Below are 18,912 nucleotides of genomic sequence, written 5' to 3' on the forward strand. Positions count from 1 at the left end.
GTTTATTTCTTTGGTGGCCAGTTCTGTTCCATCCAGCCAGGAAGTCTTCCTGAGTCTGCCGGACCGATCATAACGGCTGAACCTGTTTCGTCTTCCACATCACCCTGAAGACGTGCTGCAAGTCCCGGAAGGACAATCACATTGTTGTTGAGCTTGCTCATGTCGAAGCCTGCTTCCTCCAGTCCCTTCTTGATCTTTGCAGCTGTGAGCTGACCGCCTGCGACAGCAGCCTCTACACCAATACCGTCGGTGTCGATAGCTGTGAGGTAACAGTTAATGCCATTGGATGACAGGTCGCTCTCTACTGTGTAGTATGTAAGGGCGAAGTTGGTCGTGACAAGCAGTGGTGAATCTGCTGTCGGTGAACCTACCTCATAGACTCCCGGATCTACTGTGACCGGCTTACGTGGGTCGGTGTAGATGGTGTCACGGATGTGGACCTGTGGGAGCTGTGCGTATGGCTCGATACTGTGGAGGATCATAATGTCACCATACTTGATAGTGAAAACTGATGCAACCACGGTTTCCCAGTAGGATGCACTGACATCATCATCGTGTGCCAGCCATGCTGTAAGAGGCACTGCCATGATCGGGAACGCAATATCGCGGTCACCGTTGATACCTGCCCTTCTGATCTTCAGGAAGTTCTGGAAGGTTGTTCTCAGTCCCTTTCCTGTCGGGAATGTTCCCGGATCAAGCACGACGTCCTCAATGCCGTTCTCTGAGAATGTCTTTGCCATTGACTTGAGCATGTCAAGGTCATTTGGTGCAAACACTGTTACAGGAACATTGAATTCCTGTGCAAGGGCTGCAACATCCTGCCAGTTGTCCTTGTTGGCTGCGTAAAGAAGTGGCCTCTTCTCTGCTGCAACCTCAAGTCCTGCCCTGAGAACTTCAGGGTTGAATGAACAGAGCACCATTGGGAAATCAGTTGTTTCCATTACTTTCTTTACTGCTGCTGCGAACTTTGCAGGATCGTCTGAAACGCTGCGCACTGCGATCATGTCAAGGGTAAGGAAATCACCTACATAGAACTTCTTGAAGTCCTGGATCTTGTTGACCCTTTCCACCATTTCGCTCTCATCCATGGTGTCCCAGACATCGTATGCGAATGCGGTCTTGTTGAAGAATGTGAGCTTGTGACGGTGCAGTACATCGTCGCCACCGATGGTAACTGCCTTTTCACCTACACCAATGACAACTTCCCTGATCTCAGGTGCAAGAAGAGCTTCCAGCTCGCCGTGCTTCTTCTTGTACTTCTCCTCGGTAACAAGAGGAGTACAGTCAGTGGCTTTCAGTGACCTGTCGATAAGGTGGGATGCGAATGCCATACATGATGTCTCACCACACTGACCACAGTTGGTTCCCGGAAGGAACTTGTAAGCTTCAAGAGGGCTGTTTATTTTCATTTATCACACCTCCGCTCCGATCCAGTTAGTAATGTCGATCTCATCTGCCTCAATGGAACCGTAGAGTGTCTGTGTGATCTCCTTGAGCACCTGTACAGATGTTGGATGCATCATCATGAACATGTCGTTCCCTGCAAGTGAAAGTGTAAGACCTGTGACGATCTCCCAGATAGGACCTCTGTACTCACGTGGACCCCAGTCAGAATCCTGTGAGAGTGGTGATTCCTTCATCCATGACTCACGGGCACCCCATGCATTGGTGGTACCGGAAGACATTGGGAACGTCAGTTCATCGTCGCCCATGAGGGCTGCAAGCCTGATACGCTCCATGTTAGTGTAAGCATAGTCCAGACCGTAACCAAGAGCTGCGGTTGTCGGGTCCATTACGATGCTGTCCCTTGGGACTCCGCACTGCTTCATGAGCTTCCTGTTAAGCTCCTTCTGTGCGTTGATCTCAAGCTGTGTCCAGGAAAGTACTGCATGACCGTAGTCTGTTGCAGCCTTTGCAACCCTTTCGTAATCAAGGTTAAGACTTGCGGATGCCAAAAGTACGCGCTCGCCTTCTGCGACCTCAGCTGCCTTTTCAAGGACCTCAGGATCTTTCTGTGGGTTACCTGAACCACCGATAACGATAGGTACGTCAACTGCCTGAAGTACGTCCTCTACGACCTTTGCTGCTTCCCTTGCAGGTGTGTCGTTGATGAGAGGATCTGTTGAGATCAGGTGTATTGTGACCATATCTGCATTGAAGTCACGTACAACCTTCTTTGCCCATTCTGCAGGATCGTTGATGACATCTTCGTAGTTGCCCTTGACAGCTTTTGCCATTCCGATAGGCATGTCGAAGACATCCATTGTAACGTAGTTGCGGTGTGGCATCTCAGCATCGAAGTAATATGGAAGTGCGTTCTCGCCACCAAGGGTGATGGTGTGCTTCCTGGAACCGCCATCTGCTGATGTGGCACCAAGGGTCACTTCCTGGATAGGAGTTGCCCACTCGCTCATCTTTGCAACATCGAACTTTGCAGGGAGAAGCTGCTCTATCCGGGACTGGCCGGCGATAGGTGCCTGTGGGAAACCGCCCATTGATGCAGCGAAAAGCTGGTCAACAGGGTATCCAAGCATCCTTGCAATATTTGCGACATGTAATGAGATCTGTGCAGCCTCATGACCAAGTGCATAGGCCATAGCAGGGTTAAGACCTCCGCCTCCGCTGATATCGAGCTCGATGTCTCCTTCAATGGTCACTCCTTCAAGTGACTCGACATCAAGGTCTTTGAAGAGATCAGTGAGACCTGATAATTTCATCTTGTTTGACATATATGAATTCCACCATTTTCTTAAATGAAGTAATGAAAGTTCTTACAGACCAAGTTTCTCCGCGATCTTTGCAACCTCTTGTACAGCTTCAGAATCGTCAGGAAGGTCGAAAAGAGGCAATCCCTTAAGGTCCCTCTCTGCGATCATGCTGTCCATCGGAACGGTTCCGATCAGTTCAAGGTCAAGACCTTCTGCGGTTTCCCTGATCGTTTCCTTGTTGGTGTCTGTAACCTTGTTCGCAACAACATAGATATTCCTGACATTGGTCTCAAGTTCCTCGGTGAGTTCCCTGATGCGTTCTGCGGTTCTCAGACCACGTCTTGAACCATCAGTAACCACGATGAGATCATCGACATCACGAATGATCTTACGGCTGAAATGCTCAAGTCCGGCTTCCGTGTCAAGAATGACAACATCGTAGTTCTTCACTACCTTGTCCATGATACCACGGAGCAGGTTGTTAACATAGCAGTAGCATCCGGAACCTTCCGGGCGGCCCATTACGATAAGGTCGTAATTGTCCATCTCCTCAAGGATCTCATAGATCTTTGACTCGAAGATGGTCTCCTTGTTAACACCAGGGGGGAAGTTGTCCCTTTCATCCTGCATGAACTGTTTCATATCACCGACGGTCTTGAGGGTCTCGCAACCAAGGGTCTCCGGAAGGTTCGTGTCCGGATCCGCATCGATTGCAAGGACCAGTTTGTCAGTTCTTGTAAGGTGACGGATGAGAAGACTGGTTATCGCAGTCTTCCCTGTTCCGCCCTTACCTGTTATTGCAATTACTTTAGTCACAGAAGACCTCGTTTACTCCTTTCTCTGGATTATCACTTTGTCTATGCTGACCTTTGCGTTCTTGAGGATGATCTTGACACCGCCGGTTCCGGAAGAAGGTGGCATCATCATCATTGGCATACCCTGCATTGGCATTGCGGTTGGCATCATTGCTGGTGCTGCAACTGCCGCTTCCTGAACCTCCTCTTCCTCAGGTTCTTCCTCTGCTTCCCATCTCTCGACGATCGGATGGTTCTTGTCAGTGAGGAAGCTTCTAAGTGAATCAAGGTCTGCAGCCTCTTCTTCGGTTGCGATCTTATCAGCGATCTCAGCAGGGATGTCTGAAAGTACACGGTCCTTCAGGTTCTTTGGCATCCATACGACACGATCCCATCCACCATCTGACTGGATGAACTTTGGTGACCTGAAGTAGTTGATACCGACACCAAGGAAACCTGCGACCTGCTTTCCACCACCGGTCTGACCTGCCATTGTTGAGAATGGAAGACCATTTGGTGCAGTGCCTGCGTAGTCCCTGTCTACCCAACCAATACCATCGACCTCAGGGATGTAGAAACCTACTACCTCGAAGCAACCACAGGAAGTGTGTGGGTATTCAAAGAATGAGTGAAGTTTAATGCGGTCATATTCACCGCTTGAGAGTGACTTTGCGATCTCGTTGACACCGGAGTACTCACCGGACTCAGCATCGATCACATCGCCCTTAGGAATAGCGAACTGTGGACCTTCAGGATCGACCTTTGCTGCTGCACGGCCGTCGAACCAGTTGATAGCACCACAGAGTGAGATCCTGTCCGGTGTGATAACACAGACGTTGGATGGTGCGAATGACTGACAGAGACTGCATCCGTAGAATGTGTCTACATCCTCATCGTGCAGGTCACGGGTCCTGTCATCCCTTGACTTATAGACTGCCTTTACGGCATCCATCTCTTTCTCGATCTCTGCAAGATCTGTTACATATACAGCCTCGACCTTCTCAATGAATGGAAGTTCGTTCTTGAAGAGCATCATAACTGCCTTTGCGATCGGCTCAAAGGATGTTAAGCCCTTTGCAACAGCATCCTTGCTGATACGAACCCACACATCGTAGCGCTGGTTCAGGTGCATCATACCCTGGATGTAGTTCTGGAAGTCGTGGTTCCTACGTTCTACAATGGACTCAAGGTCTTCTTCCACAAGTTCTCCTGCGATCTTGTAGATCATTGCAAATGGGTATCTTGAACCTTCTTCCATCTCAGAGAGGTCAGGGCCGATAAGTGTGAACTTACCGTCCTCTACCTCATCCATGGGTGTAGCTCTTACAAGCTCGTATCCTTTTGATTTCGGTCCTGAGAGTTCGACGTACATGCCGTCCTTTCTAATCCTTTCCCCTTCGAACATAGGGGAAATCTCAAAGGGGAATTCTTCTGCCATATTTTATCCTCCGTAATGGTCATCTAATGTTCGTAATATGATTTATGTGATTTTGTTCGCTCTTAGAGATTCTCGATCAGTTCATCCAGTGCCTCGATGTGAACTTCAGGACTGATGTTCCCGAAGGACATAGTAGCATTCTGGACGTAGTGCCTTTCAATTGAAATGGACTTAAGATTTGAAAAGCTCTTGAGACCTGAAAGTACCTGGTTGAGATAGTATTTCAAGTGTCCAAGCATGATAACGGTATCATACTGGCCTTCGCCGTCAAGTCCCTGCCAGTTCGGATCACAAAGATAGGTTGCCAGTGCATGGACATTGATGTACTTTGCATTGACGCCTGAGTCAACCATTCCACTGATGGAGTGGCCGGTAGCAGCTACCGGCAAGTTTGCTTTCTTTGCGATCTCGATGGTACGCTTCAACAGCTCTTCATCCTTAAGGACCTGTGATCCTACGATGAAAAGAGGGCGTTTTGCTTTTGAGATCATCTTTCCAGCTACATTTGGCTGTACTGCCTTTGAGGTCTTGCAACCGTATGTGCAGTGTACCTGAGTGTTCTTGATAACGTCGACCATGATTAAGCCTCCTTACAAAGTCTCTTAAGGTTAGTCGGCTGGGCTGAAACATCGGATTTCATTGCTGGTCCGGAAAGGATCTTCTTTCTCTTCCAGTCAATTTCCCATCCATGCTCTGCTTCCAGGATCTTCAGCAGCTCCTCACGCTTTGCAAGCGGAAGATCTGTCTCTGTCCTGACGAACTTGTACCAGTCTTCAGGCATGACACCAAGATATTTCTGGCTGAGCTCGATGTAATGTGTCAGCTTGATCATCCTTCCCATGTTGTTGTCACTTGGGCGGATGCAACTCTTTGCGAGCATTGGCATCATTTCCTCAACGGTCTCAGCAGTGGTAAGCAGATATTCCGGAGCTGCCGGGATCTTCATCTCGCTTCCGTCCCTTGCATCGTAGACCTTCCATTTCTCTTCCTCATATGGCTTTGCAATGAGTGCCCTGCGGTACTTTGAACCATGAGGACCGAGAATTACAGGGATACCAAGCCTTGAGCAGCCTGTTCCGATGGAAGCTGCCTTCTGGGAATATGCACCCCATGCAACACCAACAGCACCAACACGGTTGAGTGTGTAATCTGCGATCTCCTCGAAGTTACCGGAGATGTTCTTCTGTGCGAAGATAGCTGCGACCTTGATAACTGCTCCGGAGATGTGTGAGTTTGAAACACATGAACCTGTGTTCATCAGTCCACCACTCCTGAACCTTGATGGGTACTGCTCATAGAGTGTTAGTCCGTCCTCGTTCTTATACATACCGAGGTCCATTGCTGAACAGCCTGAAACAACGACGATGTAGTTCCTTCTAAGCATCTCATCTGCGATCTTGTAGAGGTCCTTTGTTCCGTCAGGATAATTGGAACATCCGACCAGGGCAACGATACCAGGTGTTGTACCAAGTACAAGGTTGACACCTTCTTCCCTGATCTCAGGATCACTGATAGGTCCTCTGCCGACACGGACCTTTCCTACCTCCTCGCTGATGACACGCTGTGAGGATTTCTCGATAACGTTGACGATATCGATGCCCTTTGGACATGCGTATTCGCAACGACCACATGCAATACATTTGTCATGGAGCCACTCGAACTTTGTCAGGTCACCTTCACTAAGGCGGGTAAATGCCTCACTGATAGGAAGACTGTCAGGACATGCAATTTCACAGGCACCACAATGGACACAGCTGTCTGCAATTGCTTTAAGGTCCTCTTCTGCAGGAAGTGCCTTGATGCCTTTCTGCTTCCTGATCTCGGACATCATCATAGTAAGACGTGGTGCAAGCTCTCCGAGTTTCTCATAATCGAACATGAGTGCACCCTTCTCCTTTCCGGTGGTAAGGTCTTCAAGGATGTCTTCGATATCATCATTGGAACGGTCCTTAAGACCGTACATGACCTTGTCATTGGTCGTGAGGACAGGGATCATGAGCTTGCTTGCCTCTTCGAGGACATCAGCACGGATACACTGTTCATCGACAACGATAACATCAGGGATTCCGGACCTGATGGTCTTGAGCTCTTTTGCAAGTGTACCAACGATCTTTGCGTTCGGAGCTGTCCTGTCACCGGTCTTGTAACGGGTCATGTCAAGTGCAGTACAGCACAGACCACCGATCTCCATCTTATCATTGAGGCCCTTTTCATCCATGTAATCAATGATATCAGTGATCGCTGCAACGTTATGTCCGATAACGATCAGGGTCGGCTTGGATGAGTCAATGCACCCCATACCGATATCGGAAAGAGGTGGTTCCTCATCTGCCTTAGGGAAATCGAGACAGGATATCTGTGCGATATCTGAGATCTCCATACCAACGTGATCGAGCATACCGCCATGAAGTGCCTTTGACTCGAAATCGATAGCTGCTCCTTCCTGACCCATGTGGACGGCTGCAAGCAGCTGGGTAAGCTGTTCCTCAACATAGCTTAGGACACTGTCAAGATCACCGAGTGTCTTTGGCTGGACACCTGTGACAAGCTGGACGTTTGGAGCAATAATATTAGTAGCACCTACATCAAGTGGATGGTCCTTACCATAAAGACCTATCAGGTGATGGAGAAGGTGTCTTCCGTGTCCGGAGTGTGCTGCTGCACCTGTGATGACACGAAGCATGAACTCACGTGCATTGTGGCCTGCAAGGTCGATACCACATGCTCCTTCTTTGTTACCGCTAAGGTCACATGGTCCGAAAGTACAGTAACAGCACTGGTCACACATTGGAGTATAGACCGGATTATACCTGTCAAGAATATTGTGATCCCAATCTCTTAGTGTTGAGACGCCGGGCTTAACTGTAGGCCCAAGCTCAACATCACTGCGTTCTGCTTCTTTTTCAATAGCACCTACAATGTTGTTGATGGTGATCTGAACATTTTCGAGGTCGTCGATAGAAAAACTACCTGTAGTTAGCTCACTCATATGTTTTCTCTCCTCTGGATTGAACATTTCATAGTTAAACGATTATATAGACTATTTTCCACGGGTGTTACGAATTGAATAAAACGTAATAACTGCTGTACAGTCTTTGCAATGTTGGAGGTAGTATGTACATCTCATATATAAATGTTGTGATAATTTATCATGATTATACTAGATAATTCTTTTATGAGTTTACACCGTTACAGAATATAAAAACACAATGCTAAGACGGCATACCATGCCCGATCATGACACACTCCAACATAAGTAACGATGTTAACAAACTGGTCAGTAAAAACTGATAAATATTACTGAGCATCACGGATCATCACATCCATAAAGGCAAATGATCGGACAAGCCACTATAATTCATATAATAAAACTAGTTTCCAATAAATAATTTGTCAAAAATCATCTATCAGAAATCATTTTATTTGATAGCATATATTGACATAATGGATCGAAATAATATTTTTCCGATCGGGAGGATACATTGGATAACAAATGCTGGATATGTGGCAAGCAGGAACCCATGATGTTCACATGCCGCCATTGTGGCAAAACGTTCTGCTCAGACCACAGACTTCCTGAAAGACATGCCTGCGATGGTCTGGAACGAGGTACAGGATTCACTTCAGGAAACACAGGTACCTCAGGATATAGCCGAACCCATACAGCCAGCCAGTCACAAGGCAAGGATATGGACGAGGTAATAAAGAACATGATGAAGGATGCAGCCAGAAATGCTGCAAAAGGGGCTGCCACAGGTGCAGTCCACCGGACAAGGTCATCAATAAAGACAAGTCCGTCAATGGCGATCATATTCATCTGTATCATTTCATTTTTCCTTGAACTTATACCGGGTTACGTGGAACTCTTCCAGCTTGTACCAAGTACAATGTTCACAAGACCATGGACACTGATCACACATATGTTCCTGCATGCCGGGTTCGGACACCTCTTTTTCAACATGCTTGTATTGTTCTTCTTCGGAAGAGAGCTTGAAAGACGTATAGGAAAAGATCTGTTCCTTTATGTGTACTTCATATCAGGCATAATAGCAGCCTTTGGATATGCTCTTACAAGCAGTACAGGATACCCAATGATCGGAGCTAGTGGCGCCATTATGGGAGTTTTCGCAACACTTACAGTGTTAGCCCCGGACATGCAGGTATACGTATATTTCATACCAATGAGGATCAAATATGCACTACTGCTTTTTGCATTGCTCGATTTCGCTTTGATGGGTGCAAATGACATGGTCGCACATACTGCACACCTTAGTGGCGTACTTGTCGGATTGTACATGGGATACAGGATAAAGAATAACAGAAAACAATATAGAAGAGCAGCATACGATAACCGAAGGTGGTGAGCCTGAAAGCTGATACCGGCCATCTCGCACGATACAGACCAAGACCCGGAGAAGGAGAGGAGATACCATTCCAGTTCATAGAAATGGAAGAGAGGCTGGCAGGATGGTCACCTGAGCTTAAAAGAACGATATATCTTACACCCCCCTGCAACTATGACCCCCAGAAGCTTAAGCGTGTACGTGAGGTCTTCCTTCTCAGGATATACAACTGGATCCTCGAAGGCATCAGTATAATAGAGCTCTCGCACACAGAACGCGTCCAGTTTGAAGATGTCCTCAATGACTTTCTCCTATATGGGGGGGAATTACGCTATACAAGAAAAAAGCAAGGCAAGAAGACCATAAATCACTTCAGGCTTGAAGAAAGACCTGTTGAAGTGCCTGCAAAAAGAAGTAATCTTGGAGATATATTATGATCCTTTTTTTATCCATAACTTTTTATCATAAGAAATAAAATTATTTTTTGTCACCATTGGAACATGTGCAGTAACAAACAGGGGAATTAGATCAAGCGGAGATACTAAATAATATATGCTCATTTCTTAAAAGGAAGGGTTAGTGGGGAGATCACATATAGATAGATCATTTGTGATCCCTTATAATGAACATCACAATTCAGTGATAACATAATAGTTATAGATATTATTAATTTAAATATATAAAACAAATTATCATATTAGTTATAAAATAGAGGGAAGCATGCAGCACGTTAAAACCGGATTTAATTCCATTGTCAAATATCTTAGTACAAAGAAGGAAACCGACAGGAGACGCATAGGACTCCTTGTTGATGGTCCTAACGTACTGCGAAAGGAATTCAATGTTAACCTTGAAGAGATACGTGATGTATTAAAGGAATACGGTAATGTCAAGGTAGGCAGAGTATTCCTTAACCAATATGCATCAGACAAGCTGGTAGAAGCGATCGAAAACAATGGTTTTGAGCCCATCATTTGTTCCAGTGATGTTGATGTTCGTCTTGCAGTAGAAGGAATGGAGCTTGTATATAACCCTACCATTGATACCATTGCATTGGTAACAAGAGATGCTGACTTTAAACCACTTCTTACCAAGGCCAATGAACATGGTAAAGAAACCATCATCTTTGGAGTTGAACCGGGTTTTTCAACAGCTCTGCGTAACTCTTCCGATTATGTTGTGATACTTGAGAACAACGAGATGAACTACTACGAAGAGGAAGAAAACGACAGATCACACATTATCAAGGCGTCCACGACAATTTAAAGTCAAAAAACGAAAAATTGTTTCCTGCATGCAAATGATATTGCATGCAGTTCACAGGATCATGCATGAAATAATTCGATCGGTCAATCAATCGACCAATCAATCAGACTTTAATAGCCCCATTTTTGAAAGATCATTCCTGATGTGACTGCACCATATGAATGAGAGCCTCAAGTCTTTCGCGAGATAGTCCTTTTTTAACCTCGGTACAGTTCTTTACTTTATCGATCAGGACGCAAAGTTCATCGTGATCAAGAGTATAACCAAGATCCTCTACAATTCCCCTGAGAGCCTTCCTTCCAGTGTGTTTTCCCACAATGAGATTACGCTTCCCGCCCACCATCTCGGGACTGAAAAGTTCATAGGTACGCGGTTCTTCAAGAATGGCCATCACATGGATACCAGACTCGTGAGTGAAAGCATGTTTACCAACCACAGCTTTGTTCACAGCAATAGGCAATCCTGAATATTGCTGGATCTTGTTTGAGATCTCAGTAAGCTTTGAAGCATCATACCTTTCAATACCATGCTGAACCCTTAATGCAACCAGGAGCTCCTCAAGGGAAGCGTTACCTGCCCTTTCACCGATACCATTGACGGTGGTATGAAGTTGTTTCGCACCGGCCTCGGCAGCTACAAGTGTATTTGCAGTTGCCATTCCCAGATCATTATGGCAATGGATACAGATAGGAGTATTTACGACCTTCTTTATCTCAGATACCAGATAATGAGTGGTAGCCGGACTTAAAATACCAATGGTATCAGCTATGCTCACGTAATCAACTTTATATTCTTCTGCTGCCAGGAAAGCCTTTTTGAGTGTTTCAACGGGAGTCCTGGTACCATCTTCTGCTGCAAACCTTACCTTAAGCCCATGGTCCTTTGCATGCTCGATCGCACTCATTGCACAACCGAAAACGTCTGCACAGCTTTTATGATACTTGAACTTCAAATGAAGATCAGACATTGCAATGAAGATGCTGACGATATCAACGTCACAATCAATTGCTGCATCGACATCACTTACCACAGAACGTGCAAGACAGCAGATGTTCGAGTCCAGCCCCATATTACTGATCTCTTTTACGATCTCTTTTTCAGAACTGGAAACAACAGGGAATCCAGCTTCAATGACCTCAACACCAATAGCATCAAGCTCACGTGCAAGGTCGAGCTTTTCCTCCTTTGTAAAAGCTACACCCGGAGTCTGTTCACCATCCCTTAAGGTTACGTCACAGATCTCGATGTCAAGAGGTTTCATATTGAGGTATTTCATCAGTTCATTTCTGGAATAATCATCAGTATTAGACATAGTATTGATTCCCATTCGTTGTTCGAGAAAGCAATATATAAATATATAGGTTTTTAATCGGTTCTTTCCTCAACGGAGTTTGCTTTGGACCCTCTCATAGAAACCACTTGCAGAAGTTTCTACAAACCTTGCAGGAAAATTTGACTTCGTCAAAGTGACAACATCATTCTCCTGTATTGTATGCGTGTACTGGCCATCAACCACAAGTGCTGCTTCCTTTTCAGGAATTATCATCTCCACCTTGATATGACTGTCTGCAGGAACCACCCATGGCCTAGAGGACAGTTTAAAAGGTGCAAGAGGCACAATAAGTGTGGCATTGACATTCGGATCGATGATGGGACCACCTGCACTCATTGCATAGGCAGTCGAGCCTGTAGGTGTGGCGATCACAACACCATCAGCACGGACATCCTCGACCTCACGGTCATCGATCGTGATCCTGAAGGTGAGGATCTTTGCAGGTCTTGCAGTTGTAAGCACGACCTCATTGGTTGCCGGAGGTATCTTTTCCCCGTTAAGTTTGACATTAAGTCGGGAACGCTCAGTGTATTTGAAGCCCTTCAGGGCTTCCTCAATGGACTCGATCGCATCCGCAGGGTTCACATCAACAAGGAATCCCAATGTTCCCATATTGATACCCAATATCGGGAGCGGATCAGCCATACGGGCAATCGTGCGAAGTACAGTACCATCACCACCTACTGAGATAAGGAGTTCGACACCTTTATCCCTCATTTCCTCAATAGTGATGACCTCCACATCCTGAAGGTCCAGAGGGTCAGCTGTGTTTGAAGTAACAGCAATATCGACCATTGACTTGAAATGTTCAACGATGGTCCGGACCATTTCAAGTGCATCTTCATGGTCACACCTTGATACTATTCCGATCTTTTTAACGGTCATAATTACCTCCCTATAAGCTTCAGTATATCAGAATGCAGATGTCCGTTCGAAGCCACCATAAAATAAGGATTTATAATATTGCCCTTCAGCTTAAGCGGACAGCCATCGCCATCAGTCACCATACCTCCGGCCTCTTCGATTATCAACTTTCCTGCAGCCACATCCACAAGACGCAGGGAACCGCGAACATCAACGAATGCATCGATCCTGCCTGCTGCCACATAACATAGTTCAAGGGCAACACTTCCGAATATCCTGATCCTGCGAACAGCCTTGCAAAGGTCAATCGTCCTTTCCACGTGTCTTCGATACCCATAGAGACTTACACAGAAACTGCCCAGGACAGAATTATCAGAAGGTTTTATTTTCCTCCCATTGAAATATGCACCTTCCCCCGTACCGGCATGGAATGTGTCACCGTTTGCAAGGTTCCGCACATATCCAAAATAAAAAGAAGACACATCCGGCATCCCAACGGCAATGGAGATACTATATATCGGAATCCCGTTCGCCACATTGTACGTGCCGTCAAGCGGATCAAGAACGATCGAGAACTCCGGATCCTCACCAATTTTGACCTCTCCAAACTCCTCGGTCAGTACCCGCATGGAGCGGCCATCTTCACGAAGAACCCTGAGAATTGCCTGTTCGGAAACATCATCAATTAGTTTGGTGTCTGTGCCATCAGCACCCACATAAACAGTTTCGAAGGCCTCAGAAGTATCTACCAGCTCAGAAATCGCTTTTGAAGCTGCATCTGCGAGACGATCGCAGAACTCAAGTGCCTCCGGGAAAGTGATCATATTCGGAAAGGTAAAATGATGGGCAGATCAGATGCCCATCTTAGCGTTCGTTTCAGCAATGGATCTCTTTCCGTCGCTTTCAAGTTCCATCATTGCACGAATGGCATCCACGTTCTCAGGAATGACATCAGATTCCTGGTGGATGGCCTGGAAGAAATAAAGTTCTCCCTCATACATAGTAATAGATTCGTTCCAGACGCAGTTCTCCCACATGTCACCCCTTGGCCTGCCAAGGTCCTTTCCAAGCTCCATGATCTCGGCGGTGGATGTGATACCCTGTCCGACGAACCTGACGCGGCTCTGCTCTGCAAGGAGGTTCTCAACATCTTCAGCAGTGCATTCCCTCTCAAGCTCAAGGTTGATGGTGTGCAGGTGCATTAATGTTGTAGGGAGCTTGACTGCTGTTGTTGCAACGTCAATACCCGGAATGACGGTCTTTACATCAGGACCGTGGTGTGATGGCAGCTTGATAGGATTTGGGACGATCGCATTGATAGGACCGTTCTTGATGTCGTTAGGATCTGCAGATCTTCTCATAAGGGTTACACGGGCCTTCTTTACCCCAAACTCATTATCAAGTGGAGAAAGAACACGACAAAGGCCGGTGGTGTTACAGGAAACGACCCTGACAAAGTCCTTTCCAAGGGCTTCCTCATAGTTGGCTTCAGCGTTAAAGGAGCAACCAGCAAGTTCATGTGCCTCGCCACCCTGCCAGATAGCCTTGACGCCTGCCTTTTCATAAAGTTCCTTGTTGGTAACACCAACCTTACCCGGTGTACAGTCAACAACAACATCGGCTGCTTCGACCATATCCTCAACGGTACCTGCAACCTCAATGCCTTCCTTTTCCATTGATCCTACCCTTTCAGCAAGAGTGTAGACAGGATATCCCTTTTCCTGTGCAATTACTGTCTCAAAGTTAGGACGGGTCTTTGCAATACCGATGATCTCCATATCATCCTGGAGCATTACAGCATCTGCAACCCTTTTACCAATGGTTCCGTATCCGTTTATTGCAACTTTAACTTTAGTCATTTAATGTACCTCCATTACGAATTTGACACATATCAGTATATGTATATCAGAATGAACGATATTTAGACACCTTCGCACACATTCCCACAGGAACAAAGGTAACCTGCAATCAATGAGATGGCTCCTGATGTCACTCTTAATTCAATTTCCAATAATTATAGTTTCCCCTTTTGAAAAATCGACCTCTTTTATTGTACCGAAGATGATCGTCTTTTCCCCAAATATTCCCGTAAGCTCTATGGAATCACCATCAACGATCATTTTTGTGACAGATTCCATTACCAATTCCCTTTCATTGTCTTTGACAACAATTGCACTCAGTTCACACATATTTGCACCTTCTAATAATATGATTGTCACAGCCATCGGTGAAATTATTTGAACTTATATCATATGCTATAGATCACACATCAATATGTTCTAATGATAGATAACTACTTTCACACGAAATTCCGGATCTTATCTTACAAGCTTTGCAACAGAACATCCCATCTCAAGCCCCATATCCTCTGCCACAGCCTCGCATTTTGTACGAAGCAGGTATGCGATCGGCCGGAAGTTCTCCTCGGACATAGTTTCATAGTTGGCCATTCCCTTGCTTATAATAAGACTTGCATTCTCAAGAGCATATATGAACTCGGCCGGAGCTTCGTCAAAGCAGACACCCACAGCATTTGAACCTGTGGTCAGTACACGATCAACTCTACTGTCAAGACCCAGTTCATGAACATTCTCCATTGTAACATCAGTAAGCATCGGAGCACCCCTTACAACAAGCGTGATCTTGCCTCCTAACTTCCTGATGATATCAAATACAAGAGTATCAAGAATTATCTCACCACAGTTATCGACAACATAAACGACATCATCAAGCATTCCGAACATCTCGGAAGTATCATCCACATCAAGACCTTTCCTGAATATTTCCGCAAAGGTCTTATCAAAGACATCTTCACCCACATCAAATCCCATAATACCAAAATCAAAGAAGTTCCCTATCACGGATGCCAGTACTGCCCGCCTGAACATTTCCTCATCTGAAGGTGAACCATCATATACAAGAGAGTGAGCGTATGGATAGACATTTTCTGCTATTTCGTTGCTTAACTGCCGGAGCTCAAGATATGGATCATCATCATTCAGCACCTCATAAGCCTTCCTGTGGATAGCAGTAGATACGACTCCTGCAGGCACCCCGGGCTTGTAGATCTCTTTGAGCACATCGATACCAGCAAGCATCGTTTTGTGTATCAGCTCATCGTCATCTGTTGAAAGCTGTGCTTCATAGTGTACCCTTGAAAGAAGGCAATATGTACATCTTGGATCCATTTTCATTATTTTAGCCCTTTAATTAGTAATCATGTATAATGTCACGATAGACGGTCGTATCAAATAGACACCATACACATAAGCTTAACTCAAGGCACCCGTTTTACCCAGCTACGGCATCGAAATGAGCGGAAGGGCATTTCCGGTTAAAATCGAACATAATAAAAAGGATTGAAAAAAAGGTTATAAATTGCCTTAAAGAGAAATTAAAAAAAGAAATAGAGGTAATAATGTCCGAATTAGATACATTACATATAAAGATAGGGTTTGACAATCCATAGGTTCTTTAATAAGCGCAGAAGAAAAGAAAAAGGGAAAAAAAGAACAAAATAAAGTAAATTTTTAATCTAAAGATTTAAGAATAATCCTTACTTGTTTTAGCGAATATTCCACTCCAAATTTATCTCTGATCAGAGCTGCAACCTCAGAAGTTTTTAGATTCTTATGTAACCTCAGATACAATTTAAGGTCATTCTTCTGATCTTCACTAAGTTTAGAAGGCCTGCCCCCCCCATGACGTGGCAAAAGTCCGGCATAACCATCTTTATTCCACCTTTTTTGCCATACATAGGCAACCTTTTTGGTAACGCCGACCTTACTTGCAGCCTCTTCAACAGAATCGCCCATATACCTGTAACGTATAAAGTATAAACGATCCAGAACTTTAATGAGGGTTTCAATATACCTTATCCTCTTGTTCAGCTCCTGATGAGTCAACTTTTTTTGAATAGGAATCATTTCTGTTTTTACCATGCCATCTGATATTGTTTTAAAAGTATAAATACATTGGTTTTAGCTTAGAAAAGTATAAATATAAGAATCTGCAAGGATAATTTGCAGTTGAACAGGACAAACGACCATCCGGGAAAAAAGACGTCTCAGAAGGGCTGAGAAACTGCACTACAAAAAGGTGATGAAAATGGGAAATCAGGAACTTTTTGATAAACTTAAAGATGCAATTGTAAACCAGGACATTAACGCATGTCCAGCACTGACACAGGAAGCTCTCGACGCAGGCATTTCTGCATTCGACATTATCAACGAAGCACTTGCACCAGGAATGAAGATCGTCGGTGACAACTTCGAAGCAGCAACAATCTACCTTCCACAGATCATGATGTCTGCAAAGGCAATGAAAGCTGCAATGGAGATTCTTGAGCCTATCCTCGCTGAAGAGAAGGGCGACGAAGAAGGTGTCGGAACAGCTGTAACATTCGTACAGGAAGGAGATATTCACGATATCGGCCACCGCCTTGTTACAACAATGCTCGGTGCAAACGGATTTGATATCATCGACCTCGGAACAGACATTCCAAACGAGGACGTTGTTGAAGCTATCGCAAAGAACAAGGGCAAAAAGATGATCCTCGTCGGTTCCGCACTGATGACAACCTCAATGCTCGGCCAGAAGGACGTAGTAAGGTTACTCGAGGAAGAAAACCTTAGAGACTCTGTAAAGATCATGTTCGGTGGCGCACCAGTCACAGACGAATGGATCGCAGAGATCGGCGCAGACGGTACAGCCGAAAACGCAGCAGATGCAGCAAGAGTAGCACTTAAGCTCATGAGCGAGTAAATTGGGGGAAAATAAAATGACATTCACAAAATCAGTAACTTGCTTTGACTTCTATGACCGTGCACAGACCGGTGAGAAGACAACCCAGGATGACTGGGACTTGATGACCATTCCAATGAAGGCAATGGAACTCAAGCAGAAATACAACCTTGACTTTGGCAACGAGTTCGTTCCAACCGACAAGGACCAGATGGAGAGACTCTTCAAGGCAGGTTTCGACATGCTCATCGAGTGTGGTATCTACTGTACCGACACAAAGAGAGTAGTCAAATACACAGAAGACGAACTCTGGGATGCAATCAACAACCCAATGCCAGCATTCCAGCTCGGTACCGGCAGAGATGCAGTACAGATGAAGAAGAGAGAAGTAGGCGACAAGAGAAAGCCTATAATACAGGGTGGTCCAACCGGTTCCCCAATCTCAGAAGAGGTGTTCTCTGCAGTTCATATGAGCTATGCACTCGAGAAAGAAGTTGACACAATTGTAAATGGTGTTATGATGACGGTTCGTGGTAAGCCACCTATACCAGGCAGCCCATACGAAGTTCTCGCAGCAAAGTCCGAAACAAGGATTATCAAGAACGCAGCAGCAATGGCTGGTAGGCCAGGTATGGCTGTTTAGGGACCAGAGACTTCCCTGTCCGCTCAGGGTAACATCGCTTCCGACTGTGTCGGCGGCCAGGTCACAAGTGACAGCCACGAAGTATCACAGCTCAACGAGCTTAAGATCGACCTCGATGCAATTGCAGTCATGGCTCACTACAAGGGCAACAGTGACATAATCATGGACGAGCAGATGCCAATCTTCGGCGGATACGCTGGTGGTATTGAAGAAACAACAATCGTAGATGTTGCAACTAGCCTTAACTCCATGATCATGAGCAGTGCAAGCTGGCACCTTGATGGTCCTGTCCACATCAGATGGGGATCCACCAACACCAGGGAAACCCTCCAGATCGCAGGATGGGCATGTGCAACAATCAGTGAGTTCACAGACCTTATGACCGGTAACCAGTACTACCCATGCGCAGGACCATGCACAGAGATGTGCCTCCTCGAAGCAGCAGCACAGTCAGTAACTGACACAGCATCCGGCCGTGAGATCCTCTCAGGTGTCGCATCCGCAAAGGGTGTCATCACCGACAAGACAACCGGTATGGAAGCAAGGATGATGGGAGAAGTCGCACGTGCAACAGCAGGCATGGATATCGATTCCGTCAACGCTGTACTCGACAAGCTTGTTGCATCATACGAGAACAACTACGCAAATGCACCACAGGGTAAGACCTTCCAGGAATGCTACGACGTCGCAACCGTCACACCAACAGACGAGTACGTCAAGGTATACGAGGGTGCAAAGAAGAAGCTCGAAGAGTTCGGTCTTACATTCTAAGCCTAAGAT

General features: G+C 45.8%; 17 protein-coding genes and 1 pseudogene. 5 read left to right on the forward strand and 13 right to left on the reverse strand.

Going from position 1 to position 18,912, the window contains the following annotated elements; all coding sequences use genetic code 11:
* Nucleotides 1–2: 2 nt before the first annotated feature.
* The 6 genes from acsC to cdhA form a co-directional block, all read right to left on the reverse strand.
* A complete protein-coding gene (acsC, locus tag ACR3I3_RS09865; RefSeq protein WP_440952088.1) occupies nucleotides 3–1,409 on the reverse strand; it encodes an acetyl-CoA decarbonylase/synthase complex subunit gamma in 1,407 nt (468 codons plus the stop codon).
* 3 nt (nucleotides 1,410–1,412) lie between these two features.
* Complete coding sequence (cdhD, locus tag ACR3I3_RS09870) at nucleotides 1,413–2,729, reverse strand: CO dehydrogenase/acetyl-CoA synthase subunit delta (RefSeq protein ID WP_440952089.1); 1,317 nt, start codon at nucleotides 2,727–2,729, stop codon at nucleotides 1,413–1,415.
* A 42-nt stretch (nucleotides 2,730–2,771) separates the two neighbouring features.
* Entirely contained in the window at nucleotides 2,772–3,524 is a 753-nt protein-coding gene (locus tag ACR3I3_RS09875) for a nucleotide-binding protein (RefSeq protein ID WP_440952090.1), read from the reverse strand.
* Between the two features lie 12 nt (nucleotides 3,525–3,536).
* Nucleotides 3,537–4,940 (reverse strand): CO dehydrogenase/CO-methylating acetyl-CoA synthase complex subunit beta, encoded by a 1,404-nt coding sequence (gene cdhC, locus ACR3I3_RS09880; RefSeq protein ID WP_440952091.1) that lies wholly within the window; start codon nucleotides 4,938–4,940, stop codon nucleotides 3,537–3,539.
* Between the two features lie 62 nt (nucleotides 4,941–5,002).
* Nucleotides 5,003–5,518, reverse strand: coding sequence for a CO dehydrogenase/acetyl-CoA synthase complex subunit epsilon (gene cdhB / locus ACR3I3_RS09885; protein ID WP_440952092.1), 516 nt, complete (start codon nucleotides 5,516–5,518; stop codon nucleotides 5,003–5,005).
* A gap of 2 nt (nucleotides 5,519–5,520) precedes the next feature.
* Nucleotides 5,521–7,929: a CO dehydrogenase/acetyl-CoA synthase complex subunit alpha gene (cdhA, locus tag ACR3I3_RS09890; protein ID WP_440952093.1), complete on the reverse strand. Its 2,409-nt coding sequence runs from the start codon at nucleotides 7,927–7,929 to the stop codon at nucleotides 5,521–5,523.
* A 493-nt stretch (nucleotides 7,930–8,422) separates the two neighbouring features.
* Between cdhA and ACR3I3_RS09895 the strand changes: the two genes are divergently transcribed.
* The 3 genes from ACR3I3_RS09895 to ACR3I3_RS09905 all read left to right on the forward strand — a co-directional run bounded on the left by ACR3I3_RS09895 (nucleotide 8,423) and on the right by ACR3I3_RS09905 (nucleotide 10,549).
* Complete coding sequence (locus tag ACR3I3_RS09895) at nucleotides 8,423–9,304, forward strand: rhomboid family intramembrane serine protease (RefSeq protein WP_440952094.1); 882 nt, start codon at nucleotides 8,423–8,425, stop codon at nucleotides 9,302–9,304.
* Nucleotides 9,301–9,720: a hypothetical protein gene (locus tag ACR3I3_RS09900; protein WP_440952095.1), complete on the forward strand. Its 420-nt coding sequence runs from the start codon at nucleotides 9,301–9,303 to the stop codon at nucleotides 9,718–9,720. The genes ACR3I3_RS09895 and ACR3I3_RS09900 overlap by 4 nt, the downstream gene beginning before the upstream one ends.
* A 283-nt stretch (nucleotides 9,721–10,003) precedes the next feature.
* Nucleotides 10,004–10,549, forward strand: a complete 546-nt coding sequence (locus tag ACR3I3_RS09905) for a TIGR00288 family NYN domain-containing protein (protein WP_440952096.1) — start codon at nucleotides 10,004–10,006, stop codon at nucleotides 10,547–10,549.
* 133 nt (nucleotides 10,550–10,682) lie between these two features.
* Here the strand turns inward: ACR3I3_RS09905 and ACR3I3_RS09910 are convergent, their stop codons facing one another.
* The 7 genes from ACR3I3_RS09910 to ACR3I3_RS09940 all read right to left on the reverse strand — a co-directional run bounded on the left by ACR3I3_RS09910 (nucleotide 10,683) and on the right by ACR3I3_RS09940 (nucleotide 16,687).
* Nucleotides 10,683–11,861 (reverse strand): homocitrate synthase family protein, encoded by a 1,179-nt coding sequence (locus tag ACR3I3_RS09910; RefSeq protein WP_440953787.1) that lies wholly within the window; start codon nucleotides 11,859–11,861, stop codon nucleotides 10,683–10,685.
* Between the two features lie 69 nt (nucleotides 11,862–11,930).
* Entirely contained in the window at nucleotides 11,931–12,767 is an 837-nt protein-coding gene (locus tag ACR3I3_RS09915; RefSeq protein ID WP_440952097.1) for an NAD(+)/NADH kinase, read from the reverse strand.
* A gap of 2 nt (nucleotides 12,768–12,769) precedes the next feature.
* Nucleotides 12,770–13,570: a bifunctional fructose-bisphosphatase/inositol-phosphate phosphatase gene (locus ACR3I3_RS09920; RefSeq protein WP_440952098.1), complete on the reverse strand. Its 801-nt coding sequence runs from the start codon at nucleotides 13,568–13,570 to the stop codon at nucleotides 12,770–12,772.
* Nucleotides 13,571–13,597: 27 nt separating this feature from the next.
* Complete coding sequence (locus ACR3I3_RS09925) at nucleotides 13,598–14,605, reverse strand: type II glyceraldehyde-3-phosphate dehydrogenase (RefSeq protein WP_440952099.1); 1,008 nt, start codon at nucleotides 14,603–14,605, stop codon at nucleotides 13,598–13,600.
* Nucleotides 14,606–14,746: 141 nt separating this feature from the next.
* Nucleotides 14,747–14,935 (reverse strand): CooT family nickel-binding protein, encoded by a 189-nt coding sequence (locus ACR3I3_RS09930; protein ID WP_440952100.1) that lies wholly within the window; start codon nucleotides 14,933–14,935, stop codon nucleotides 14,747–14,749.
* Nucleotides 14,936–15,064: 129 nt separating this feature from the next.
* Nucleotides 15,065–15,940, reverse strand: a complete 876-nt coding sequence (locus ACR3I3_RS09935; protein WP_440952101.1) for a damage-control phosphatase ARMT1 family protein — start codon at nucleotides 15,938–15,940, stop codon at nucleotides 15,065–15,067.
* 336 nt (nucleotides 15,941–16,276) lie between these two features.
* Entirely contained in the window at nucleotides 16,277–16,687 is a 411-nt protein-coding gene (locus ACR3I3_RS09940) for a helix-turn-helix domain-containing protein (protein ID WP_440952102.1), read from the reverse strand.
* A gap of 166 nt (nucleotides 16,688–16,853) precedes the next feature.
* On the opposite strand from ACR3I3_RS09940, the gene ACR3I3_RS09945 reads away from it, so the two are divergent.
* Both ACR3I3_RS09945 and ACR3I3_RS09950 read left to right on the forward strand, forming a co-directional pair.
* A complete protein-coding gene (locus ACR3I3_RS09945; RefSeq protein WP_440952103.1) occupies nucleotides 16,854–17,510 on the forward strand; it encodes a corrinoid protein in 657 nt (218 codons plus the stop codon).
* Between the two features lie 16 nt (nucleotides 17,511–17,526).
* Nucleotides 17,527–18,903, forward strand: a pseudogene (locus tag ACR3I3_RS09950) (monomethylamine:corrinoid methyltransferase).
* Nucleotides 18,904–18,912 lie beyond the last annotated feature (9 nt).

Origin of the sequence: Methanococcoides mangrovi (assembly GCF_052057775.1) — an archaeon.
Lineage (GTDB): Archaea > Halobacteriota > Methanosarcinia > Methanosarcinales > Methanosarcinaceae > Methanococcoides.